Origin of the sequence: Actinoalloteichus sp. AHMU CJ021, assembly GCF_002895405.1 — a bacterium.
Classification (GTDB): Bacteria; Actinomycetota; Actinomycetes; order Mycobacteriales; family Pseudonocardiaceae; genus Actinoalloteichus_B; species Actinoalloteichus_B caeruleus.
The window spans coordinates 2,049,623-2,073,433 of record NZ_CP025990.1 but is presented as its reverse complement, the minus strand read 5'-3'; the positions used below and the strand labels follow the sequence as shown (position 1 = coordinate 2,073,433).

Here is a 23,811-nt window from a genome sequence, read left to right as displayed (position 1 = left end):
GAGGCGCACGCCACGGCTCCTCAGGGCTGCTGGCGCCGGCGGAACAGGCCGCGCCGCTGCAGCGTCGACCTCAGTTCCTCGAAGGCGGCGTCGACCTCGTGACCGCAGGCCTCCAGGTCGGTGTACGGGGTCGACCGGTCCGGGCGGGGCAGCGGGGTCATCCGGAGCCACCGCTGGTCCCAAAGCACCTCCACCGCTGCTTCCCACCGCAACCGGGCCGTCCACCGGGTCACGTGCTCCCGTTCGGCGGCCTCCTCGCGCCGCCGCTCGGCGGCCACCAGCTCGCCGCGCAGCTCCTGGGCCCGCTGCTCGTCCCGCTCGCGCAGCCGCTCCACCGAGTCGGTGACCAGGCCGCAGATCTCCCGGTAGGCGTCGGCGGCCGAACTCGGCTCGGTCACGGGACCAGCCCTCCCATCCCGGCGTTCTCCTTCGGTGCCCCGACGGGCCCGGCCGCGTCGCCCCCGGCCGGGTCGAGGTCCACTTCGCAGGGGATCAGCACCTGGGGACCGGTCGCGGCGGCCCGGTCGAAGAACAGGCCCCGCTGCGGGCGGGGAGACCAGGAGATCACCTGGTTGGCGGCGAGACTGCTCAGCTCCTGGCCGTGCACGTCGAGCGCGACGAAGGCGCCGATGTCGTCCAACCCGCCCCCCATGAGCAGCGCGTTCCGCAGCCGGGACGTGGCGCGCCACCAGCTGAGCACGTGGGTCCCCCTTTCGGGGCCGTGCCGGAGCACCGCCTTCAGGTCGTCCAGGCCCGTCCGCATCCCGGTGCCCCGCTCCTCCAGCTTCGGCAGCGCCGCGTCCGCCCCGAAGAGCAGCAGGTAGTGGGGGCCGGGCGTCTTGTCGTTCCCGGTGACCCCGGCCGCCACCTCGGCCAACACCTCGGGGAGCCGGGACGGGTCGGTGATCGGCTCCCCACCGCCCGGAACCGCCGGTCCGTGACGGTCGGTCAGGAACCGCGCCAGCTCCGACGCCTGCCGCTCCGCGTCATCCACGAAGCACAGCACGGTGAACCGGGCCTGCTCCGCCCACTGCTCGGACAGCGACCGGGCGGCGGCGGACAGCACCCGGCAGGCGTCCTCGCGCGCCGAACCGAGCACCGCCAGGTTCCGGCCCGGCGTCCGCTCCAACGGGAGCCGCGCCGCACTGCCCGCCACGTCGATCACCTGCCCGAGCAACGCGACCGGGCCACGTCCGGAAGCGGACGCGTCCGGGCCCAACGACTGGAAGTCGGGCAGGTCCCGGAGCCTGGGCACCCGGCTGCCGTCGAAGAGGGTCGGTTCCCGCGAGTCGGTCCGGGACCGCCACATCTCGACCTGGAGGCGGTCGAAGGTGCCCCGGCTCGTGGAGTCGGGAACCCGTGCCACCTCGTTGCCGTACGGGACACCCGAGTCGTGGTTGATGACCGCGTGCCAGCGCGGGATCTCCATCGCCGCCAGGTTCGTCTCCGTGAGCACGCGCCTCGCCTTGGGCAGGGCGATCCGCATGATGAACTGCTCGAAGATCGCCGGTTTCCCCCAGAACGCCTCGATGCCCGACACGTCCTGACTGGACAGCACGAGGTGGATGCCCTGCGAACGGCCCCGCCGCGCCACGTCCTCCAGCAGGGCCGCCGCCTCGTGGGTCACCTCGTCCCGGTCGGCGAACAGGTACTGGAACTCGTCGATCACGGCGACGATCCTGGGCCACCTGCCCTCCGGGTCCTCCGCCCGCAGTTCCTCCAACTTGGTGACCTCGTGCAGCTTCGCCCGGTTCGCCCGCCGGCGCATCTCCTCGGCGAGGAAGCGCAGCAGCGCCAGCCCGAACTCGCGGTCCTGGTTGACGTTCACCCCGACCAGTCGCGCGTGCGGCAACCAGCTCGGGTCCTTGCGCCCCGGCGCGAACTGGGCGAACGACACCCCCTCCTTGAAGTCGAGCAGGTACAGCTCCAGCTCGTCCGGGGAGTAGCGGGCGGTCAGCCCGCCCAACAGGGCGTACAGGAAGTTGGTCTTGCCGGAGCCGCTGGGCCCGCCGATGAGGGCGTGCGGAGCGGTGTCACCGAGCGAGACGTAGACCGGCTCACCGTCGTGGTGACCAACCGGGGCCTGCACCCCGGAGCTGGACCGGTAGCTCCACCGCTCCCCGGGCAGGAGGTCCGCGAAGGTGGAGACCCGGCTGCGGCGGTCGACCATCTCGTCCGCGATCGCGCCACAGGCCCGGGGAACCAGTTCCCTGGGCAGCGGCGGGTCCGGGGTGACGGTGACGTGGGCGCCGGTCATCGTGCACCGCGCCGTCTGGTCATCGCCGAGCCGCAGCGACTCCACCGCGCTGTTCACCGTGACGGGCAGGTCGACCAGGATCAGCACCACCCCGCACGACAACCCGTTCCTCGCGATGCGCTGGAGCTTCTGCTGCTGCTCCTCCCGCAACGCCGAACGGTTCCCGAACAGCACCGCGACCCGCCACGGTTCCTTCCGCCGCCCGGTCTCCTCGCTCAACGCGCCGAGCGAGGGACGCCCGTCCACGAGCACGCTGGTGTGGATCCGGCGGATGTGCTCGGCCAGCTCGTCGAGCAGGTCGTGCGGCCGGGCCGGGTCGTGCACCGTGAGCAGCCCCGCCCTGGCCAGCGGGTACAGCCCTGGCAGCGAACCGGTGAGCTGACCGACATCCCACACGTGCAGGTGCACCAGTCCGGGCTGGAAGTGGCTGAAGACCCGCAACAGCAGGCTCTCCACCATCGTCTCGGCCGTGATCCTCGACTTCGGCGTCGAACTGATGTGCAGGTGCGCCCCGTCCAGCAGCGGCACGGCGACCGGGAACGGCGCCGAGTCGGGGACCGCGTCCACCCTCGCCGTCCCCACCCGCCACAACTGGGGGGTGCCGCCCCCCTCCAGGGTGCCGTCGCTGGTGCCGGGACGCCCCAACCAGTCGCGGGGAGCGTCGCCGGCCGCCCCGGGCGCGGTCCGCCGCACCAGGTCGGCCAACCGTTCCGGACCCCGGGTCGTCCACGGTCGGAACACCTCGTCGCGTTCGGCGACGGCGCGGTCGAGGACCGGGCGCAACGAACGGTTCGGCAGGCAGCGGGCGAGCGTCTCGTCGGTCGGGAGCCGGTCCACCCCGGTCTCCCGGAGCCACAACTCGAACATCAGCCGCGCGTGGTCGAGCGACGCCGCCGACTGGCGGTTGGCCGCCACCCCGAGGAAGTTCGCCACCGCCCGCCGGAACCTGTCGAAGGATTCCTCGATCCGCCGGCGGCGGTCACCTCGCCTGGTCACCTGGCGACCCCGTCCCGGCAGGACGACGGCCGACGGGGACGGCCGGCGGCCGGCGGTCCGGCCACCGCCCGCTGTGGAACCGCGCACGGGCGGGGGGACCTCGGGTGGGCGTCGGTGAGCATCACAGTCTGGCCAACACGCTCTGCACGGAGGTCTCGACCTGGACGACCAGGAGGGACAGCTGTTCCAGCGCCTCGGCGGCCCGTTGGGCCTCCGGCGGCACCAGGGACTCGTGGTGGTCGGAACTGAGCTCGCCGAGCAGGGCCAGCGCCCGGTCCGTGCGCTGGCGGACGTCGAGCAGCCCGGCCGACGCGCCCCGCACGTCGTCGACGACGGTCAGCAGCGCGGCGCGCAGCTCCTCGATGGCGGACACCTCGGATCACACCTCTCCTGGCTCGGGAGGATCACAGCCTCGCCGCGTACCCGTCCGTCGTGGTCACACACGCGGAGAGCTGGCCGTAGGCCTGGTTCACCAGCTCGACACCCTGGGACAACATCACCTGCGACTGCTGCACCTCCGGCTGCATGCTTCCCTGCATCGCGTTCGTCAGCGTGGCCTGCGCCCGGTCCACCCGCTCCTGGATCTGCCGCAGCATCGTCAGCGCCTCGTTGATCTCCTGGTTGGCCTGCGCGATACCCGCGCGGACCTCCTCCACACCTGCCATCCGACCGATGCCTCCCAGCCGCCGGGTCCCACCATCCAGTGTGCCGGCTCGAATTCGTCGCCGCGTCACACAGAGGTTAGTAGGTGATCAAAATTCGGGGCCAGACAGCGGCGGCCCGACGACCACCTCCCGGAGTCCCGTCCGGTCACCCGGCCAACGACCTCACCCGAACGGCCGGGTCGGCGGGACGCGGCCCGTTCGGACGGTGACCGCCTGAGGGAAAGTCCCCGCGGCGCCACGCGGGAACCGGGCTGCTCCGGTCCGGCGCACGGCCCTCGCCCGAACGGGCCCCGATCCGGCAGATGCCCGGATCGGCGGCTTGTCGCCCCCGAACCGATGTGTCGACAATGCGAGGTCCTGGTCACCGGACTCCGCCGGAATCCGATGGGGAACACCGGCGTGATCCGGTCACGACCGCCCACTCGCGGTGGTGCCCGGACCCGGCGGGCCGAAGGTGTCGGAGCGGACCGGGCGGGCGCGGGCACGCCACCACAGGTCCTGGAGGACGGTGCACATGGCACGACATCCGCGTCCCTTCCACCTCGCTCTCGCCGTGGCGGTCGCCTCGGCCCTCATGTCGGCCGGCCTGGTGCCGGCCACCGCCGAGCCGAACCCGGCCGAGCCCGACCCGGTGGAGTTGGTGCGTGTCAGCGCCGTGGGTGAGGACCGGCAGGCGCTCGCCGAGCGGTTGTCCGGAGCCGGGTACGACCTCGTCGGCCGCGAGGGTGACCACCTGGTGGTCCTGGGGGACCAGGCGACGGTGGACGAGCTCGCCGCCGACGGCGCCCGGGTGGTGGGCCGGGAGCCGGCGGTGTCCTCGGTGGTCCCGATGGCCGAGACGGCGACCCCGCTGCCGGCCCGCCTGGCCGGCGAGGAGTACCCCACGTTCTACGGCGGATACCGGACGGTGGAGGGGCACTACCAGTTCGCGGAGGACGTCGCCGAGGCGTACCCGGAGCTGGTGCGGCACCTGACCTACGGGGAGTCGTGGGAGCGGGAGCGGGACGCCGGCGCCGGCCACGAGTTGCCGGTGCTGTGCGTGACGGCCGACGCCGAATCGGGATGCGTGCCTGAGCCCGATTCGGAGAAACCCCGGTTCCTCCTGATGGCCCAGATCCACGCGCGGGAGGTCACCACGAGCGAGATCGCGTGGCGGTTCGTGACGTCACTGGTGGACGGGTACGGGCGGGACCCCGAGATCACCTCCGTGCTGGAGGGCACCGAGATCTGGGTGGTGCCCAACGCCAACCCGGACGGCACCGCCCTGGTGGAACGGGGCATCGAGGAACAGGGACTCGGAAGCACCAGCCCCGCCTGGCAACGCAAGAACACCAACGACACCGACAGCACCGTCCCCTGCGGCACCGGCGGTTCGTGGTCGGGCAACCACGCCGGGATCGACCTGAACCGCAACTGGGACACCCGGTGGGCGGAAAGCGGCTCCAGCTCCAACCCCTGCGGGCAGACCTACCACGGCTCCGGCCCCAACTCCGAACCCGAGACCCACCAGCTGGCCGACCTCTTCGACCGGTTGTTCCCGGCCCAGCGCACCGAACCCGACGGCTCCGCGCCCCCGGACGCGCGGGGTGTGCTCATCACCCTGCACACCTACGGCGACTACGTGTTGTTCCCGTGGGGCAACGCCGTCGACGGCCCGGCGCCCAACGACCAGGGCCTGCGGTCCCTGGGCTTCCGGATGAGCCACTACAACGGTTACGAGACCGGCCGGCCGCCCGAGGTGCTCTACGGGGTCTCCGGAGCCACCGACGACTACTCCTACGACCGGCTCGGCGTCGCGTCCTTCACCTACGAGCTCGGGTCGGCCAGGACCTGCAACGGCTTCCACCCCGCCTACGCCTGCCAGGACCAGCTGTGGGGCGAGAACGCGGACGCCCTCCTGTACGCCGCGAAGAGCGCCAGGGCACCGTACGCGCTCGCGCTCGGCCCGACGGTCTCCGACCTGAGTGTCGTCCGGGCCAACGGGCCCTGGGCCTCGGTGTTCGGCACCGCCGACGACGACGCCTACGGCACCAACGGAGTCGGCCGGCCCGCCGCGCAGGACGTGGTGGCCGCCGAGGCCTACGTCGGCGGCCTCCCCTGGGAGGGCGGCACACCGCTGCCCCTCCGCGTGGTGGGTTCGGGCCCGACGGTGGAGCTGGCGGGCACCTTCGCCACGACCGGGCTGGGTGCCGACCGCCAGTTGGTCCATGTCAGGGCTCGGGACGCGGAGGGCAACTGGGGACCGTTCACCGCGGCCTGGTTGGACCCCGCCTGATCCGCGCTCCGAGACGCGGGCACCGGGCGGGCGGCTGACGGCCGCCCGCCCGGCTCACCCCCACCAGGACCAGTGCTGTTCCTCCCGGGGCAGCGCGGAGCGGTGCGCCGTGCGCAGCTCCTCGGCGCGGGACGGCGCGGGGTCGGTGACCGTGGCCGACTCCGGCTCCTGGACCCAGCCGGTGAGCGCCGTCTCGGTGCCGGGGGCCGGCGCGCGCCAGCCGACGTCCTCCTGCCCCTCGACCCGCCCCGGTTCCTGCTGCCGGGCGGACACCTCCAACCCGACGATCCCGTTGCGCGGCGTGCTGGTGGTGCTCCAGCTCATCACCGCCACCGAACCGGTGCGAGCCACCTCGGACCAACCCGACTTCCCGAGCCTGCGCACGGCGTCGAGGACGGCTTCCTCGACACCACCCTCGGCCGGCCCGAGATCCAACCGGACCCGGTACCGGGTCGTGGTCAGCGAGGCGGTGTCGGTGATGCGGGGGTTGCTCGTCAGCCGTCCGGCGATGGCCCTGGCCTGCCACTGGGCACCGGCGGACCGTTCCGCCAGCACGTCGACCTGGAGGGCGAGCAGCGGGCCGCCGGACACCGGAGCGGGAGCGTCCTCGGACGTCTGGGCGGGAGCGGGTGGTTCCACCGGGTCGGAGGTCTCCGGCTCCCGCAGGTCGAGCGCCGGCAACATGCTCTCCCCGAGCCAGGCCTCGACGAGGATGCGCTCGCCACCCGGGACGAGGGAACCGATCAGCTCGGGGTCGTCCACCACCGTCCACGCCGTCGGGGGCTCACAGCTCAGCCTGGAGGCGGCGAAACCCGGGCCGAGGGCCCGGAGCAGGCGGCGCACCGCCCTGCCGAGGGTGGCGCCGGCCTCCTCCCCGTCGTGGACGGGGATCTTGCGGCTGATCGTCAGGGCCCAACACCCCGGCTCCTCGTGCGAGCAGTCCCACGAGCCGACCACGTCGCCCTCGGAGAGGGCGATCAGGTCGTCGCAGGCGTCTCTCGCGTGCCGGTCGCTCCCAGCGGCGACCACCACGGTGACGAGTAACTCAAGCTGCTCCTCCACCATCGCAGTCAGGATTCTCCACTAGTACGCGCGGCAACGGGACCCGGACCGACCGGAGCGGACCGGGGGGCAGCCCCTCACCCTGGTGGCGGAGCGCGGCTACCCTCGGTACCTGGCCGGTGTGGACACCCAACCACGTCGACCGAGGTGTTGTCACCTGCCGACTCCGGGTCCCGCCCGCCGCCGGGCCGGCCCCTGGGGGAACCGCCGCCGCCGGTCCGGCGGCAGGCGGCGGAAGGGGCGCCCGACGGCACCGCCACACGCCCCTGGGATGGTCACCGCGCCGTCGACGCGCGGTCCGGTTCACATCGAGAAGTAGGCGCTGCCCTCGATGCGGCCACCGTCACAGACCGGCCCCAGCGTCCAGGACGCGGTGAGCGGATCGGTCTCGTCCGGTGGGATGACGTTGATGCTCACCGGCTCGGGACCGCACGGTTCCTCCTCGGGCTCGCCCTCGCCCGGGACGACGGTCCAGTGCAGCTTCTTCGCGGCGCTCGCGTTCGGCCCGAGCTGGACCAGCTGGGGGCCGGGGTCGTTGGTGCGGCGCAGGTCCGTGGCGATGGCCCGGCCGTTCTCGTCCACCAACTCCAGGCCGCCGTAGCCGTAGACGCTGCACGTGCGACCACTCGTGTTGGTCAGCACGAGGTCGGCGTAGCGGTTGCCCGCCGCGGCGTTGAGCGGTCGCACCTCGCCCTTGAGCTCGCTGGTGTGGCACCGCTCCTCGGCCACCGAGGACTCCGTCGCGTCCGAGCGTTCCGGGCTGGGCGGTGGCCCCCCGGGCAGGTCCGACTCGGACGGCGCCGCCTCGCTCTGGGTGGAACTGGGCCCCGGGGACTCGGACCGGGTCGGATCCGACGTGGTCGTCGTCGTGGGTGGAGGTTGGGCCTGGTCGTTCTCGCCGTCGGTGGGCGCCCCTCCGCAGGCGGCGGCGAAGCCGAGCACCGCGGCCAGTGGGAGTGCCACCCTGACGAGCGAGCTCCTGAACGGTCTCATGGAGATCACCTCCCGGCCGCGGTCGTCTGCTGGGCCGCGACGCGACGAGTGTTCCGTGCCTGTACGAGAAGGACGGCGCAGACGCCCACATGGTTGCCCTTCCACGGCTCGCTCGCAGAGTTGGTGGACGGTCACCGGGGACCCGGCCGCGCGCGGTGATCACGGTCCGGGGCGAGCGAGCCCACGGCGGTGACCGTCCCGGCCACTGCCGGGGCACGGTCGGACACACGTGGTGTCGAGCCGGGGGCCAGCGGCCGCGCTCGCGGGGCCATCGGCGCGGTCCCTCCCCACGGACCGGTGAACATCGACTCAACACGGCACCCGTGGCCCGACGGCCCCGCCCTGGCCGACTCGCACGCGTGCGGTCCGGGCAGCGGGTCGCCGCGTGGCACGAGGCTCCTCCGGGCAGCACCGTCCATCGTGGAACGGCGTGGGTGCACCAGCGGGTCGCCGCTCCCCGGCACGCCCGGGACGCCGCCGGGAGGCCACCACGGACCGCGCGGCAGCGGTCCCCCCGTCGCCGCGACGCCTTCGGCGGGGTCCGGGCCGGCGCGACCTCCGCCGGCTGGTGGGGATCGGTGACCAGCCGGGCAGCGGCCGCCGGGCCGGTCTCCTCCGGCGGGCACGCCGCCAGCGCCACCGGGTAACCAGGTCCGACGGGAGCGGGCCCGCCGAGGGCCGGCTCCGCCCCCGGACCACCGTCAGCGGACCCACCGCGCTCCCCGACCGACCGGACCCACCCCACGGCGTCCTCGGGACCCGCGCGCGGTCACCGATCCCGAGGGGCCGCGGTGGGGCCGCCGCGAGGGGCCGCGCTCGTCCCCGCTGCCACCGCCGCCGGGCCAGGGGGCGCGACCAGCGGGCCGGGGCCGGCACGGGTCAGGGAACGGGCGCCACCGGCACTCCCCGGACCGCGAGGTCCTCGATGTCCTCGGGCGGTCCGGGGGCGCCGAACAACGGCCCGTACGCCAGGTCGCAGCCCAGGTCGTGCAGCCGGCGCACCTCCTCCTCCGACCTCACCGCGTCCGCGATCAGGGTCACGTCGAGCTTCCGCAGCATCGGCAACACCGTGCGCAGCACCTCGTTGTCGACGCTGTCCTCCCCGTGGTCGGTGGTACGGGTGCCCCACGCGGACACGACCAACGCCTCCACCGGCATCGACTCCAGCTGGGAGAAGCAGGTGTAGCCGCTCATCCGGCGGAGCACGAGGTGCACCCCGAGCTCCGTCAACGCCACCAGCGAGTCCCGGAGGTCACCGTCCTCGTCCAGGATCGCCCGTTCCCAGCACTCCACCTGGAGGTCGGAGGGCGTGAGGCCGTTCGCCTCCAGCGCGTCCCGCACGTCCGCCACCAGGTCCGGGTCGGCCGTGTGGCGGTCGCTGAGGGGCACGCTGATCACCGCCCGCAAACCGCAGCGGTCCCGCCACCTCCTGAGCTGTTCACAGGCCTGCCGCAGCATCCACCGGCCGATCGGGATGATCTGCCCGCACTCGGTGGCGACGTCGACGAAGTCCCGGGCGCCGAGCATCCCGTGTTCCGGGTGGTCCCACCGCGCGACGGCCCGCACCGCCGCCAACGACGCGTCCGCCAACCGCACCACGGGTTCGTAGTCGAGGTAGAACTCGTAGCGGCGCAACGCGGTGGGCATGGTCGCCGCGAGGGCGGCCCGCTGGCGGTCCCGTGCGGCCAGCGACTGGTCGTACAGCGTCCACTGGGCGCGACCGTCCCGTTTCGCCCGGCGCAGGGTCTGCCCCGCCGCCCCGAGCAGCTGGAGCGGCTGGAGGTCGCCCACGACCCTTTCCACCAGGCCGGCGCTGGCGGACACGGCGATCTCCTCGCCGAGGACGGTGATCGGCTCGCTCACCACGCCCAACGCCCGCTCGACCACCGCGGCCGTCTCGGCGGCACCGGGGGAGTTCGCGATGAGCACCGCGAACTCGTCACCGTCGAGCCGTGCCACCATGCCGCCGTGCTCCCGGAAGTGGTCGCGCAGCCGCCGCGCCACCGTCCGCAGCACCTCGTCACCGGCCTCGTGCCCGAGCCCCTCGTTGAGCAGCCCGAACCCGTCGATGCCGAACTGGCAGAGCGCGACCCGGCCGGCCGGGCGCAGCTCGGCGAGGACGCGCTCCAGGGTGGACAGCAGCACCGACCGGTTGCGCAGACCCGTCAACTGGTCGTGCGACACCTGGTACCGCAGGTGCTCCTGGAGCAGGTAGACGTCGCTGAGATCCTCCACCAGCACGACGTGGTAGTCGGGGGAGCCGTCGTGGTCGCGCACCAGGGAGACCGCGACCCGCGTCCAGATCGGCTCGTCCTGGTTGAGCAGGAAGCGCACGACCAGCCGGAAGCGGTCATCGATCCGACCCACCGCCTGCTCCAACATGTTGGAGCGGATCTTGTCGACGTCCTCGGCGTGGACCAGGTCGAAGAGATCGCTGGCCAGCAGCTCGTCCTCGCTCATCCGCAGCAGCTGGAGCATGGCGGGGTTGGTGCTCTTGAACCGCCCGTCGAGGTTGATGGTGGCCACGCCGCTGGCAGCCGAGTTGAAGACGGTCCGGAACCGTTGCTCGCTGTCCCGCAACGCCTCCTCCGCCTGCTCGCGGGCGTTGACCATCGCGGCCTTGAGCGCCTCCTGCCTGTCGAAGACGTGTTTGCGCAGCGCCTCCGTGAAACCCGCCGCCAACGCCCCCTGGACCGCGGCGATTCTCGCGCGGTTCTCCGGTGAATCCGGCAGTTCCAGGATTCTCGGCAGTTCGCGGCCGATCAGGGTAAGACTGCGTGACAGTGTCGCGGAACTGGTGAAATTCCTGCCGATCAGCGCGCGGCCGGCGTCCTCCACCGCGCGCGTGGACAATTCTCCGTTCAGGAGCGCGTTTCGCAGGTCGTCCGCCAGGTCGGCGAGGAACTCTATTGTCTCGTCCCGGGACAGCGGCGCGTAACTGGTCAGGTAGATCCCGTCCGCCCACTGTTCCGCGAAAGGCGCATCACGCGCGGTGTCCGGTCCGTCTGGTTCGGGGTCCATGTCGCTCACGTTCTCGGTCACGGTGTCACACGGCTCCAGCGTTCGGTCCTCCCGGTGCCTGTCGGTAGGTGGCTCGCCGGGGGGAACCGCGTGGTTCCCGCCCGGGGCGGCAGCCGGCGACCGGCTACGGTAGCCGCCCCGCCGAGCGGGCCGTTCGACGGTCCCCGGGTGTCGGGACGCCCTTCCCCTGCCGCCGACCCAGAGGTCGCCGCACGAGGAACCATCCGGCGAACACGGGTCCGACCAGCCATGACGTCATCCTTCGCTCCACGCGTGCGGAGCGCGTGGGCAGCAGCGCCGATGTGCGCCGCCCCGAGTAACGGTCCGGTGTGGACCTCGGCTCGGCTCCGCTCCACCCACCGGGGCGTGCCCGGTGGCACGGCGGGCGAGGTGTGGTCGCGGCGCGGCCCGGAGGCGGCGCCCCGCACGACGCGCGGGGACGGGAGGCGGGTGGCGGTCCTGGCCGAGTCCGCTGGTCCGATGTCGACAACCGTCGAAGGCCAATCACCGTGATTGGTCACGACGTACCTCCCGGAGAACGCACGCGGACGAGTCTACTGACCGGGATGACACCCGTTGCCGAAGATACAGCACCAGCGCTCGACGCCGGCTGAGCCGAGCGTCGGATCACTTCCGACCCGATTCGGCGACAATAGGAGCTCCGGGTGGCGGGGCGCGCGGAAGAACCCGTGGTGACGGAGCGGGGCCGCCCTCCCAGTGGAGAATGTCCCACGTGAAGGGCGGCCCCGGTGCCGCTGCGCCTTTCGTTCGAATGCGCGGGCCTACTTGGCGTAAAGCGCCTCGATCTCGGCGGCGAAATCCTTGCTGATCGCGGCACGCCGCAGTTTCAACGATGGCGTGACGTGACCGCCGGCGATCGTGAAGTCCGTGGGCAGGACCCGGAACTTGCGCACCGACTCGGCCCGGGACACCGCCCGGTTCCCCCGGTCCACGGCCTCCTGGACGGTCGCCAACAGCTCCGCGTCCTCCACCAGGTCAGCGATCTCCGTGTCGGCCGGGCGTTTGCGGTCGGTCTTCCACTGGGCGAAGCCCTCGGGGTCCAAGGTGATCAGCGCGGCGATGAAGGGGCGACCATCGCCGACCACCAGGCAGTTGCTGATCAGCGGGTGGGCCCTGACCCGGTCCTCGATGTTCGCGGGAGCCACGTTCTTGCCCCCCATCGTCACCAGCATCTCCTTCTTGCGCCCGGTGATACGCAGGTAACCGTCGGAGTCCAGCTCACCGAGGTCACCGGTGTTGAACCAGCCGTCCCGCAACGCCTCCGACGTGGCCTCCTTCGCGTTCCAGTACTCTCCGAACACGATGGGACCGCGCACCTGGATCTCGCCGTCGTCGGCGATCCGCACCGAGTGCCCCGGCAGTGGCTGACCAACGGTTCCGAGCTTCACCCGCTCCGGGGAGTTCACCGTCGCCGCCGCCGTCGTCTCGGTCAGCCCGTACCCCTCGAAGATCTGGACGCCGATCCCCCGGTAGAAGTGGCTCAACCGTTCTCCCAGCGCCGAACCACCGGAGATGACGTGGCGAAGCCGTCCGCCGAGCGCGGCCCGCAGCTTCGCGTAGACCAGCTTGTCGAACACCGCGTGCTTGACCCGCAACGGCAGCGGGGTGCGGCCCGCGTCGAGGGACTTGCTGTACTGCGCCGCGGTCTTCGCGGCGATCGCGAAGACGCGGCCCTTGCCCTCGGAGGCCGCCTTCTGCTGGGCCCGGTTGTACACCTTCTCCAGCACGTGCGGCACGGAGAGGATGAAGGTGGGGCGGAACGTCTGGAGGTCCCCGCTCACCTCCGCGATGTCCGGCGTGAACGCCGTCCTCGCCGCGGCCCTCGCCACGGCGAAGTGCACCATCCGGCCGAACACGTGGGCGGTGGGCAGGAACAGCAGCGTCGAGGGCTCCACGCCCTTCTCCCCCCGGAAGAGCTGGGGGAGCACGCCGATGCCGTTGTCGATCTCGGCGTAGAAGTTGGAGTGCGTCAGGACGCACCCCTTGGGGTTCCCCGTCGTCCCGGAGGTGTAGATGATGGTGGCGGTCGCGCTGGTGGGCGTCGCGGAACGGCGGGCGGTGACCTCGTCGTCGGAGCTGTCCGCTCCCAGCGCCCCGATCGCGTCCACGGCGCCGTCGTCGATGGTCCAGACACGCTTCAACGTGGGCAGGTCGGAACGCACCGACTCGACGGTCGCCGCCAGCTCCGCCGTCTCGACGATCAGCGTGGTCGCCCCCGAGTCGGAGAGGATCCACCTGATCTGCTCGACCGACGACGTGGCGTAGATGGGCACGGTCACGGCGCCGACGGCGAGGATCGCGAAGTCGAGCAGCGCCCATTCGTAGCGGCTCCTCGACAACAGGGCGACCCGGTCGCCCTGTTGCACCCCGTCGGCGATCAGGCCCTTGGCCACCGAGGTGACCTCGTCGCGGAACTGGCGGGCGGTGACATCCCGCCACGCCGTGCCGACCTTCCTGGCGTACACCGGGCGGTCGCCCTCGCGTTCGGCGTTCTGGTAGACGATCTCGGCCAGGCCACCCGACACCCCGTCGTCGGCCAGGGACGGAAGGCTGAACTCTCTCACTGCGGACTCCTCGCGACGTCAGCGGCTGGGCTGGGCCTGCCCGCCCCACGGTCTCAAGGTGAGTCCACCGCCCTCCCGTCGATGGCAGGCCAGGAACGTATCGTGTCCGGAACTCGTCGATTGGGCAAGACTTTGCCCTGATGGCTCGATGGATCCGCCGTCCGGTCCTCGGGTCCCGTCACGGCGCGCAGGGCCCCACGCAGGCATTACGCCGAACGAGTGGGCGGTCGAGGCCGCTGTGACCCGCGCTCCCGCTGGTCACGTCCTGGTCACGCTCGCGGCCCCCAGCTCGGTGAAACATCGTTGTTCGGGTCAACCCACCGTCAGATCCGTTGATAATGATCCACGCGCGCCGGGGACATCTCGTTCGGATCGACCGAAAACCGGTGCGCGGAGGTGATGCGACGTGGCCGTTCTCGAGACCGGAACCGACCTGCTCTACGGAAGCCTGCCAGCGGGGCTGCCCTGCTGGATCGACCTGCGAACCCCGGACCTCCCGGCTGCGGAGGACTTCTACCACCGGCTGTTCGGGTGGGAGTACCACCAGGAGGACGGCTACACGCTCGCCCTGCTCGACGGTTACCCGGTGGCCGGTCTCTGCCCCAGCCAGGACAGCGCCCCAGCCTGGACCCTCTACCTGGCGGCCGACGACGTCGAACGCACCTCGGAACGGGTGCGTGAGACCGGCGGGAGGCTGCTTCGCCCCAGCGCGGAGGTGCCGGGTGTCGGGCTGCGCGCCGTCGCCCGTGACCCCCACCTCGCGGAGTTCGGATTCCTGCGGGCCAGTCGGAGCTGGCAGTTCCACGTCGGGGTGCCCGGTTCCCTGATGTGGGGCGAGCTCATCACGACGGGCCCGAGGACGGCTGACGAGTTCTACGGGGACCTCTTCGACTTCCGCGTCGACCAGCACGGCCGAGGGGCCACCGCCGACTTCGCCGTCTGGTACTCGGGCGGCGAGTCGGTGCTGGCCAGGGTGCGGATGGTCCCCGACGTGGTCCGCACCAAACCCCACTGGCTGATCTACCTGGGAGTCCGGCCCGAGGACGGCGTCGACGAGGTGCTGCGCCGCGCCGTCACGGCGGGAGCCGAGGTCAGGGTCGACCCCTTCGATGGTTCGTACGGTCGGGTCGCGGTCATCCGGGACACGGCCGGCGCGCGGGTCGCCCTGCTCGACCAGACGCGGGCGGTGGGCTGGGGGCATGACCACGACCCCTACGACGACTGAGACCGCCAGACCGGCGCCCGGGCCCTCGGGGGCCGGCGGGTGGGGGCGGTCAGGACAACAACTGGCTCCAGTGGGTCCAGAACACCGCCACGACGAGGCCGACGACGGAGAGCGCCCACGCCGCCAGCACCGGGCCCCGGTAGGCCACCAGCGCCCGGCCGAACCCGCCGAGCCGCAGGTGGCCCCGCTCGATGTTGTGGGTGGTCGTGTACCAGAAGATTGGCACGGTCACCGCCCACACCACCATGCAGTAGGGGCAGAGGGCCGAGATGTTGAAGAAGCTCTGGAACATCAGCCAGTGCACGAACACCGTGCCCAGCGTGGCTCCCAGTTGGAGACCCAGCCAGAACCACCGGGGCAGCCGGGCCCCGGCGAGCACCGCCGCGCCCACGGTCACCACGGCCGGGAAGGCGGCCACGCCGATCAGGGGGTTCGGGAAACCGAAGAGCGCCGCCTGGGGGGTGGTCATCACCGAACCGCAGCTCAGCACGGCGTCGAGGCTGCACGAGGGGATGTACAGCGGGTCCTTGAGCAGCTCGATCCGCTCGACCATGAGCACGAACGAGGCGAGGAAGCCGAGGAAACCACCGACGGTCAGCAACCAGCCGAGACCCCGCGTGGGGGAGGGGGCACCGAGGAGGTCCTCACTCCCCGTCTGGCCCGGCTCCCGCGAGTCGGGCGAGGCCTTCCCCGAGGGGCCCTCGGAGTCGACGGTGTGGGTGGCCAGCTGTTCGGACATTAGCGGCAATTCTAGACCCGCGACGGGGCCTACCAGCCCTGTCGAGCGGTACCGATCGGGTGGATTGCTCCGGTTCACGTCGCGCCCGGGGCCACCCGGTGGCACGGCTCACGTCCGTCCGGGCTCCCGCGGCTCCAGCTCCGTCCGGGGGGACGCGGCCGAGGGCGGCGGCGCGCAACGTTCACCGACCGCCCGGCGATAGGGTGGTGAGGGGGAACCAGTGCGGTGACAGTGGCGATCAGGGAGTAGATCGGTGGGAGGCTTCATCGAGGCCCATCTCGTCCCGGTTCTTTTCATCGGGGCGTTTGTGGTCGTTTTCAGCGGCGCGGTCGGCGCCATGCTCACCAGGGTCGGAATGAGGACGATGATCCTGGCGCTCGCGATTCTCGGCATTTCCTTCGTGCTGGTCGTTCCGATCATCCCGCTGCTGGTCTGCGCGGCGGTCGGCGTGCCCGTCGGGTACGTCGTCCACCGGCGGGTGCGGCAGCGCTACTCGGAGGCGGCCGAGCCTCCGCTCGGCGCGGGGCGCTGATCAGGCACGATGCCGACCCTCACGTCGGAGCGGTGCCGGTCCCGGTTCGCGGGCAGCCCGGTCGCGAGGTTGGCCACCGTGAGCGGCGGTGGCCAACCCCACCTCGTTCCCCTCACCTTCGCCGTACTCCCGGACGATCCGGACGTGCTCGTCAGCGCGGTCGACCGGAAACCGAAGAGCGGCCGCCGGTTGCGACGACTGGACAACATCAGGGACGACCCGCGGTTCAGCGCGTTGGTCGATTCCTATGACGCGGACTGGTCGGCGCTCTGGTGGGTTCGCGCCGACGGGATCGCCGAGGTCCGGGAGGAACCGGACGAGAGCGCGGCGCGGGCGTTGCGGACCAAGTACCCGCAGTACCGGGACGCCGACCCCTTCGACGCGCTGGTCCTGCTCCGGGTGCGGCGCTGGAGCGGCTGGACCGCCACCTGACCAGCCGCCGGGGGGAAGCCGGCTCCCCCGGCACCCTCAGATCCGGACGACCACCTTGCCGTGGATGTGGCGGCTGGCGAAGTCGGTGACGGCCTGCTTGGCCTCGTCCAACGGGTACACGGCCCCGACCTCGACCCGGAGGCGCCCGGAGGCCGCCCGGGCGGCGAGTTCGGCGAGATCGCCGGGGCGGGGGGTCATCTGGCCGATGTAGTGGGCCGTCACACCCCTCCCCAACTCCGTTGGTCCTCCGAGAGGTGACACCACCCGCCCGCCGGGGCGCACCGCCTCGGCGCTGGCCACGATGTCCGGCCCGGCGTTCACCAGGTCCAGCACCACGTCGACCCCGTCCGGTCGGAGGGCGAGGGCGTCCCGAACCACCTGCCCCCGCGTGTAGTCGACCATCTCCACGGCGCCCAGCGAACGCACGTAGTCGCGGTCGGTGGGCTTCCCGGTGGCGAGCACCTCGACGCCGGCCGCCGTGGCCAGTTGCACGGTGTAGAGGCCGATGCCACCGGTCGCACCGATCACCAGCATGGACGAGCCGGGTCTCAGGCCGGCCGCGCGCAGCAGGTGGGTCGCGGTCAACCCCGACTCGGGAACGCCGGCGGCCCGCACCGGGTCCAGGCCGGCCGGGCGGCTGGCCAGGTAGGGGCCGGACTCGATCAGGGTGTACTCCGCGACCGTGCCGGACACGAAGGCCGAGTACCCGAGGACCTCGTCGCCGGGAGCGTGGTCGCGAACCCCGTCACCGACCGCGACTACGACCCCCGCCGCGTCCATCCCGACGGTGAAGGGGTGGGCGATCGGCATCTGCTCCCGCATCGAACCGAGGATGAGGGCGAGGTCAAGCGGGTTGAGCGCGGCGGCCCGCACCCGGACGAGGACCTGGCCGGGAGCCGGTACCGGCTCGGGGACGGACGCGAGGACGAGCGCCTGGTCGAGGGCGCCGTAGTCGGTGGCGACGAGAGCTCTCACGGTTGCCTCCTTCACCGGCCTTCACCAGGCATGGTCGCTCCACCGTGCGGCGTCCGCGACCGCAGCGCCCGGGTGGGGGTGAAGGGCCGGGCCAGGCGCTAGCCGCCGAGCGCGAGACTCCCGAAGCGGGCGGGCCCCACCGGCTGGTAGCGGGCACGGATCGCCCCGGCATCGGTGCTCGCGGTGTCGACCAGCCGGACGGTGCGGGACGGCAGTCCCTCCGCGAAGAGCCGCCGGCCCGCGCCCACGACCACGGGGAAGGTCCAGAGGCGGTACTCGTCGACCAGGTCGGCCTCCAGCAACGCCCGGACCAGGGTGATGCTGCCGTGCACCTGGAGTTCACCGTCGGTGGTGTCCCGGAGGCGGGTCACCTCGGTCACCAGGTCGCCTCGGACCACCTCGGTGCCGGCCCAACCCGGCGTGCCGAGGGTGCCGGACACCACGTGCTTGGGCAGGGTGTTCAGCGCGGTGGCGATGGGGTCCTGCCGGTCGGTGACCAGGGGCCAGTGGGCCGCGAAGATCTCGTAGGTGCGGCGACCGAGCAGGAACGCGCCGGCCCGGCCGAAGTCCTCGGCGATGATCCGCAGCATGTCGTCGTCCACGTGGGGTGCGACCCAGCCGCCTCGGTCGAAGCCGCCCGAGGGGTCCTCCTCCGGCGCTCCAGGGGACTGGACGACACCGTCGAGCGACAGCTGGGTCGTCACCGTGATCTGTCCCATCTGGACCTCCTCATCCCGGCGGGCTCCCTGCCCCCGGGAGGGAAACGGTACCGGTGTCGAGGCCTCCGCACGCCCGTCCCAGGACCAGTCCCGCTACTCCGGCCGCGCTGGGCTGGGACCGCGGTCGCGCGGGCGCGGGCGGTCGCGGGTCCGCGTTCCCGGCCAGACCGACTGGTAGCCTGTACGCCGTACCGTACGGCGTACGAAAGGATGGCGATGGCGGACGATCCCATCGAGGAACCAGCATTCGAGCCCAGCCCCGAGGACGTCGCCAGCGTGCTCGCGTGGTTCGACGACTACGACGAGCTCGCGGCGACAGCCCAGGTCGAGCGGATGGCGGACCTGGCGATGTTCCCGTTGAACTCGGTCACCGACGACGCGGAGGGCAACGGGAGCGCTTCCTGGAGCGACCGGGAGCAGTACGTCCGGGAAATGACCGAGATCGTCGGCGACGGCGCGCGGATGGAGTCGGTGCGGACCCCGCACTTCCTGAGCCGTTCGCTGGTGTTCGTCGTCACGGACGCCACCTACACCCACGACGGGGTGCGGCACCGGATGCGGTACGGCGACCTGCTGATCCGGAGGGAGGGACGCTGGTACTTCCAGACGATGGTCCAGGGCGGCTGGGGCTGACCCCGCCGTCCACGGCACGGGGTTCTCCGGTCTTGAGGTGCCCCGGGGGGACGTCAGGGCGGATCGTGGCGCTGGTCGGCGAAGCCGCGGCACGCGGCGGCCCACGACCTGTGTGGCCCCGGCTGGATTCGAACCAGCGACACCCGCTTTAGGAGAGCGGTGCTCTATCCCCTGAGCTACGAGGCCCTACCCGTCATTCCGAACATCACGTCAGATGCTCGGAATGACGGGCACAGCCTATCGTGCCGGGACTCCGGGAGAACGGCCGACCCCCGACGCGTCGGGCGGGCCCACCCGCCCGACGGCCCTTCCCGCCCGCCCGCACGTCGGCTCGGAGGCCGCCCACTGCCCGGCGATCACAGCTGGGGGCACGCTCAGCTGCCACTCAGGCTCTGCCGTGGCGTGAAGCCCTTGTCCTCCGGGGGAGGCTGCACCTCGACCCGGTTGCGGCCCTGCTGTTTGGCCCGGTACAGGGCGACGTCCGCCGCCGTGAACAGCTGGTCGAGCTGTGAGGGGCCGGCGGCGACCCCGATGCTCACCGTCGGGGGCCGGGTCGTCTTGCCCAAGACCGTGCGCCAGTCGTGGGTGTCGACCGCCGCCCGGATCCGTTCCGCCACCACCGGGCCCGCGTCGAGCCTGTTCTCCGTGGCGTCCACGAGGAGGATGACGAACTCGTCGCCAGCCCACCGGGCGACCAGGTCGTCCGCCCGGCACTCCCGCCGCAGCAGCTGCGCGATCTCCCGCAGCGCCGCGTCCCCCGCGGCGTGACCGGCATCGTCGTTGACGTCCTTGAACCAGTCGACATCCACCAGCACCAGCCACGGAACGCGTCCCTTGGACGCCGTGCGCTTGATGAGCCGGGGCGCGCTGCGCTCCAGGCCGAGGCGGTTCACCAACCCGGTCAGCGGATCGCGGGCCGCGGCCTCCCGGGCGGCCACCGCCGCCCGGTGCGCCTGCACCGCCAGCCGGCGCTGTTCCAGCGCCTGCCCCATCGCTTCCTTGAGCGTCTCCGTCACCTTCCGGCTCGCCGCCAGGCCCCGTCGGAGCGCGTTGGCCTCCCCCCGGTGGTCGCCCAGCCCGGCGCAGATGTCGGCGAGGTCCTCGGCGAACCGGTTGATCAGGGTGGTGTCCCCGGTGCGTTCCACGCCGTCAAGCGCCTCGGCGGCGAGCGCCCGCGCCGGGACAAGGTCGTCGCGGTCCCGCGCCGAGCAGGCCAGTACCCACCGCGCCGTGGCCGCCGCCCACCCGTCGTCCGCCGCCTCGGCGAGCAGCAGCGCCCGGGAGCACTCCTCCTCGGCCTCGGCGAGACGGCCAACGCCCACCAGGGACCGCGCATGCGCCACCAGCAGGCTCCGGTGCACCCGACCGCCCTCGACCAGGGACAGCCCCTCGGCGAGGAGGCTCCGGGACTCGGCGAACACCGCCCCCGCGTTCTCGCTGGCCTCCTGCGACGCCAACATGTTCAACGTCCCGCCCAGCCGCTGGAGGCAGGCGGCCAACGTCGCGTCGTCCTCGGTCCCCCGGGCGACCTCGACCGAGAGCCGCAGCATGTCCAACGCGGCCCTGCGATGCCCCATCGAGTCGATGAGGTGGCCGAGCAGGCCGAGGGTGTGCGCGGCGGTGCGCCCCTCCGGGCGTTCCGCGTCCAGCTCCGTCCAGCCCTCGGCGGCCAGCTCCAGGGCCAGCGTGAGCCGGTCCAACCGCCAGGCCGCGATGGCCCGGTTGACCAACATCGCCACCCGGTGCCAGCCCGTGCGCGGGTCAGGCCGTTCGAGCACCGCGTCGAGCAGGGTGTTGGCTTCGTCGGTCTGCCCAGACTCGACGAGAAACCGCACCCTCTGGTCCTGCGACGGAATATGCTCCGTCAACGGCGAATAGTCGTGCTCACTCACCGACAGACATCTCCTGACCGACTTTCCACCTCGGCTTCGCTCGTACCCACAGGTGTTGTCGACAGGCTACTCGCGTAGCCCAAGAACAGGTGCCAGCATGTTGTGGTCCGGCGCCCACAAGTTCACCCATACCAGTGTCCGCGCAGCATACGGCCTCGCTGCTCCGTCACTGAAGGGTGGTGTTGCCTCCAGTGGGCAACTGAATGGCGCGCCTTATTGCCTGAGCGACGCTGCGTAGTGGTGGCCCTTGGTCGGAACGCTGCGTAACTGTTTGTCCCGCTCCGGAACTGCCGCCGTCGACCGCTGTTTCCGGCCCGCCGATTATCGACGCACCGCCCACGACCCCACTTTTCCCGAGCGCCATTTCCCGCTCGGGCGTGCCCGGCGGCGGCCGGACCCCGCCTGGGTACCCGAATCGTGCTGTTACGGTCCGTGCGCCCCGCCGGGACCGGGAGTAGGGGCCTGCCGTACCCCCGGCTCGACGTCGTCGTCGCCGCGGGATGGCGCGGCCGGGCGGTGGTCCGGTCGCCACGACCGACGATTCTCAGCTCGCTCTCAGGGCGAAAGGTAACACTGCCTTCATGCGCATCCTCGTAGTCGACGACGACCGGGCCGTACGAGAGTCGTTGCGGAGGTCGTTGCGGTTCAACGGCTACCAGGTGGAACTGGCCGCCGACGGGCAGCAGGCGCTGGCCGCGGTCATGGGGCTGGCCCCGGACGCGCGCCCGGATGCGATGGTCCTCGACGTGATGATGCCGAGGTTGGACGGGCTGGAGGTGTGCCGGCGCCTCCGCGGGGTGGGTGACGACCTGCCCATCCTGGTGCTGACGGCGCGGGACGCCGTCTCCGACCGGGTCGCGGGGTTGGACGCCGGCGCGGACGACTACCTCCCCAAGCCCTTCGCCCTGGAGGAGCTCCTCGCGCGGCTGCGCGCCCTCCTGCGGAGAAGAGGTCCGGCGAACCCGGCTGAGGACGAGGTCGACGTGCTGAGCTTCGCGGACCTCGAACTCGACACCGGTACGCGCGAGGTCCGGCGAGGCGAACGGCGCATCAGCCTGACCCGCACCGAGTTCGCGTTGCTGGAACTGTTCATCGCCCACCCCCGGCGCGTGCTGACCAGGACGCGCATCCTCGAGGAGGTGTGGGGCTATGACTTCCCGACCTCCGGGAACGCGTTGGAGGTGTACGTGGGCTACCTGCGGCGCAAGACCGAGGCGGGTGGTGAACCCCGTCTCATCCACACCGTTCGGGGGGTCGGCTACGTGCTGCGGGAGACACCTCCGTGACCGACGCCCACCGACCACCCCAGCGCACCGTGGGGATCGAACGCTGGAACGACTGGCACCAGCGGATGGCCCTCCGGACGCGGGTCAGCATGCTCGCGGCCATCTGCGTCGGGGCGGCCGTCGCGCTGGTCTCCCTCGGCGCCTACCTGGCCGTGCACAAGAGCCTCTACGACGAACTCGACCGGAGCCTGACCCAGCGGGCGACGCAGGCCGTGGGCGAGTCGATGGCGGCGTCCCAGCTGCGGTCCGCCCCGGCCGTCGTGCTGGTGGCCTCCGACGTGCAACTGGGGCTGGTGTACGCCAGCGGCGAGGTGCTCTCCGCCGGTACGCGGGCCCCGGCGACGGGTCGGGCCGAGCTGGCGGTGGCCCGGGGAGAGCTCCCCCGTTCGCTGCGCACCGACACCGCCACCGACACCAGGGTCATCGCCCTGCCCATCGGCACCGGGGCGGCCCTGGTCGTCGCCCAGCCGCTCGACTCGATCCGAGGAACCCTGGGGCTGCTCTCGGTGGTGCTGGCCGTCGTCGGCGGCGCGGGCATCGTCGTCGCGGCGATCGCGGGAACGGCGGTGGCCAGGGCGGCGCTGAAACCGGTGGAACGGCTGACCGCCGCCACGGAACGGGTCGCGACGACAGGTGACCTCAGACCCATCGTGGTGTCCGGCGACGACGAGTTGGCCCGGATGACGATGAGCTTCAACACGATGCTCGGGGCGGTCGCGGAGTCCCAGGAGCGGCAACGCCGCCTGGTGGCCGACGCCGGGCACGAGCTGCGCACGCCGCTGACCTCGCTGCGCACCAACCTCGAACTGCTGGTCGCCTCCAGCAAGCCCGACGCCCCCCAGCTGTCCCCGCAGGACAGGATGGAGATCTACGAGGACGTCCGGGCGCAGATCAACGAACTGTCCAACCTGGTGGGGGACCTCGTGGAACTCGCGAGGGAGGACGCGCCGCAGGTGGTGCACGAGCCGGTTGAGCTGGTCGACGTCGTCGAACGCGCCCTCGACCGGGCGCGACGGCGGGCACCCGGCATCGCCTTCGAGGTACGCCCGCACCCGTGGACCCTGCTCGGTGATGCCAACGCCCTGGAACGCGCGGTGCTCAACCTGCTGGACAACGCCGCGAAGTGGAGTCCCCCGGAGGGCACCGTGCTGCTGACCATGACCCCGGAGAACGACACCACCATCAGGGTGGAGGTCGCCGACTCCGGACCGGGCATCGCTCCCGCCGACCTGCCCCACGTCTTCGAACGGTTCTACCGGTCCCCGGAGGCCAGGACCCTTCCCGGGTCCGGGCTCGGACTGGCGATCGTGAGCCAGGCCGCCGAGCGCCACGGGGGGACGGTCCGCGCCGGGCGCGCCGACACGGGCGGCGCCCTGCTGACGCTGCGGCTGCCCGGCCGGGCGGGTGTGTGACGTCGACCCGGGTGCCGCCCCGACCCGCGCTGCTCCAGCCGGGTGCCGCCCGCGCCGGGTGCCGTCCGCGTCGCTCCGGTCGCCCGCGCTGTTCCAGCCGGGTGCCGCCCGC

19 protein-coding genes and 1 tRNA gene are annotated in these 23,811 nt (G+C 72.1%); 7 read left to right on the top strand and 13 right to left on the bottom strand.

Annotated features, from left to right (window positions below; genetic code table 11):
- Nucleotides 1-20: 20 nt before the first annotated feature.
- The 4 genes from C1701_RS08610 to C1701_RS08595 all read right to left on the bottom strand — a co-directional run bounded on the left by C1701_RS08610 (nt 21) and on the right by C1701_RS08595 (nt 3,918).
- Nucleotides 21-398 carry a hypothetical protein gene (locus tag C1701_RS08610; protein WP_035291309.1) on the bottom strand — a complete coding sequence of 126 codons (378 nt, stop codon included), beginning with the start codon at nt 396-398 and terminating at the stop codon, nt 21-23.
- Nucleotides 395-3,253 (bottom strand): FtsK/SpoIIIE domain-containing protein, encoded by a 2,859-nt coding sequence (locus C1701_RS08605; RefSeq protein ID WP_103057003.1) that lies wholly within the window; start codon nt 3,251-3,253, stop codon nt 395-397. Before C1701_RS08605 ends, C1701_RS08610 begins: the two co-directional genes overlap by 4 nt.
- A 121-nt stretch (nt 3,254-3,374) precedes the next feature.
- Nucleotides 3,375-3,626: a hypothetical protein gene (locus C1701_RS08600; RefSeq protein ID WP_026417476.1), complete on the bottom strand. Its 252-nt coding sequence runs from the start codon at nt 3,624-3,626 to the stop codon at nt 3,375-3,377.
- Nucleotides 3,627-3,657: 31 nt separating this feature from the next.
- Nucleotides 3,658-3,918, bottom strand: a complete 261-nt coding sequence (locus C1701_RS08595) for a hypothetical protein (protein WP_026066086.1) — start codon at nt 3,916-3,918, stop codon at nt 3,658-3,660.
- Between the two features lie 514 nt (nt 3,919-4,432).
- On the opposite strand from C1701_RS08595, the gene C1701_RS08590 reads away from it, so the two are divergent.
- Nucleotides 4,433-6,193 (top strand): M14 family zinc carboxypeptidase, encoded by a 1,761-nt coding sequence (locus C1701_RS08590; protein ID WP_051313360.1) that lies wholly within the window; start codon nt 4,433-4,435, stop codon nt 6,191-6,193.
- Nucleotides 6,194-6,247: 54 nt separating this feature from the next.
- Here C1701_RS08590 and C1701_RS08585 read toward each other — a convergent pair whose 3' ends face one another.
- From C1701_RS08585 to C1701_RS08565, 4 genes are all read right to left on the bottom strand, one after another.
- Entirely contained in the window at nt 6,248-7,258 is a 1,011-nt protein-coding gene (locus tag C1701_RS08585; protein ID WP_051313358.1) for a hypothetical protein, read from the bottom strand.
- Between the two features lie 300 nt (nt 7,259-7,558).
- Nucleotides 7,559-8,248 carry a DUF4232 domain-containing protein gene (locus tag C1701_RS08580; protein ID WP_030104292.1) on the bottom strand — a complete coding sequence of 230 codons (690 nt, stop codon included), beginning with the start codon at nt 8,246-8,248 and terminating at the stop codon, nt 7,559-7,561.
- A gap of 879 nt (nt 8,249-9,127) precedes the next feature.
- Nucleotides 9,128-11,290, bottom strand: coding sequence for a putative bifunctional diguanylate cyclase/phosphodiesterase (locus C1701_RS08570; RefSeq protein ID WP_026417473.1), 2,163 nt, complete (start codon nt 11,288-11,290; stop codon nt 9,128-9,130).
- A gap of 761 nt (nt 11,291-12,051) precedes the next feature.
- Complete coding sequence (locus C1701_RS08565; protein ID WP_026417472.1) at nt 12,052-13,854, bottom strand: AMP-dependent synthetase/ligase; 1,803 nt, start codon at nt 13,852-13,854, stop codon at nt 12,052-12,054.
- A 406-nt stretch (nt 13,855-14,260) separates the two neighbouring features.
- Between C1701_RS08565 and C1701_RS08560 the strand changes: the two genes are divergently transcribed.
- Complete coding sequence (locus tag C1701_RS08560) at nt 14,261-15,079, top strand: VOC family protein (protein WP_051313356.1); 819 nt, start codon at nt 14,261-14,263, stop codon at nt 15,077-15,079.
- 49 nt (nt 15,080-15,128) lie between these two features.
- Here C1701_RS08560 and C1701_RS08555 read toward each other — a convergent pair whose 3' ends face one another.
- Nucleotides 15,129-15,818 (bottom strand): vitamin K epoxide reductase family protein, encoded by a 690-nt coding sequence (locus C1701_RS08555; RefSeq protein ID WP_026417470.1) that lies wholly within the window; start codon nt 15,816-15,818, stop codon nt 15,129-15,131.
- A gap of 253 nt (nt 15,819-16,071) precedes the next feature.
- Here C1701_RS08555 and C1701_RS08550 point away from each other — a divergent pair, with 253 nt between their 5' ends.
- Nucleotides 16,072-16,350 (top strand): hypothetical protein, encoded by a 279-nt coding sequence (locus tag C1701_RS08550; RefSeq protein ID WP_026417469.1) that lies wholly within the window; start codon nt 16,072-16,074, stop codon nt 16,348-16,350.
- 78 nt (nt 16,351-16,428) lie between these two features.
- Nucleotides 16,429-16,782, top strand: coding sequence for a TIGR03668 family PPOX class F420-dependent oxidoreductase (locus C1701_RS08545; RefSeq protein ID WP_337662201.1), 354 nt, complete (start codon nt 16,429-16,431; stop codon nt 16,780-16,782).
- Between the two features lie 36 nt (nt 16,783-16,818).
- Here C1701_RS08545 and C1701_RS08540 read toward each other — a convergent pair whose 3' ends face one another.
- Together C1701_RS08540 and C1701_RS08535 are read right to left on the bottom strand one after the other, a co-directional pair.
- Nucleotides 16,819-17,757: an NADP-dependent oxidoreductase gene (locus tag C1701_RS08540; protein WP_026417467.1), complete on the bottom strand. Its 939-nt coding sequence runs from the start codon at nt 17,755-17,757 to the stop codon at nt 16,819-16,821.
- 98 nt (nt 17,758-17,855) lie between these two features.
- The gene (locus tag C1701_RS08535; RefSeq protein ID WP_026417466.1) at nt 17,856-18,476 is read right to left on the bottom strand and encodes a dihydrofolate reductase family protein; all 621 of its coding nucleotides are present in this window, start codon (nt 18,474-18,476) and stop codon (nt 17,856-17,858) included.
- Nucleotides 18,477-18,692: 216 nt separating this feature from the next.
- On the opposite strand from C1701_RS08535, the gene C1701_RS08530 reads away from it, so the two are divergent.
- Nucleotides 18,693-19,109, top strand: a complete 417-nt coding sequence (locus C1701_RS08530; protein ID WP_026417465.1) for a hypothetical protein — start codon at nt 18,693-18,695, stop codon at nt 19,107-19,109.
- 113 nt (nt 19,110-19,222) lie between these two features.
- Here C1701_RS08530 and C1701_RS08525 read toward each other — a convergent pair.
- Both C1701_RS08525 and C1701_RS08520 read right to left on the bottom strand, forming a co-directional pair.
- A tRNA-Arg gene (locus C1701_RS08525) sits at nt 19,223-19,295 on the bottom strand.
- Nucleotides 19,296-19,483: 188 nt separating this feature from the next.
- On the bottom strand, nt 19,484-20,944 hold the full coding sequence (locus tag C1701_RS08520) for a GGDEF domain-containing protein (RefSeq protein ID WP_103055785.1): 1,461 nt from the start codon (nt 20,942-20,944) through the stop codon (nt 19,484-19,486).
- Between the two features lie 638 nt (nt 20,945-21,582).
- Between C1701_RS08520 and C1701_RS08515 the strand changes: the two genes are divergently transcribed.
- Nucleotides 21,583-22,287, top strand: coding sequence for a response regulator transcription factor (locus C1701_RS08515; protein ID WP_026417464.1), 705 nt, complete (start codon nt 21,583-21,585; stop codon nt 22,285-22,287).
- A gap of 65 nt (nt 22,288-22,352) precedes the next feature.
- Nucleotides 22,353-23,699: a sensor histidine kinase gene (locus C1701_RS08510; protein ID WP_051313466.1), complete on the top strand. Its 1,347-nt coding sequence runs from the start codon at nt 22,353-22,355 to the stop codon at nt 23,697-23,699.
- Nucleotides 23,700-23,811: the final 112 nt, after the last annotated feature.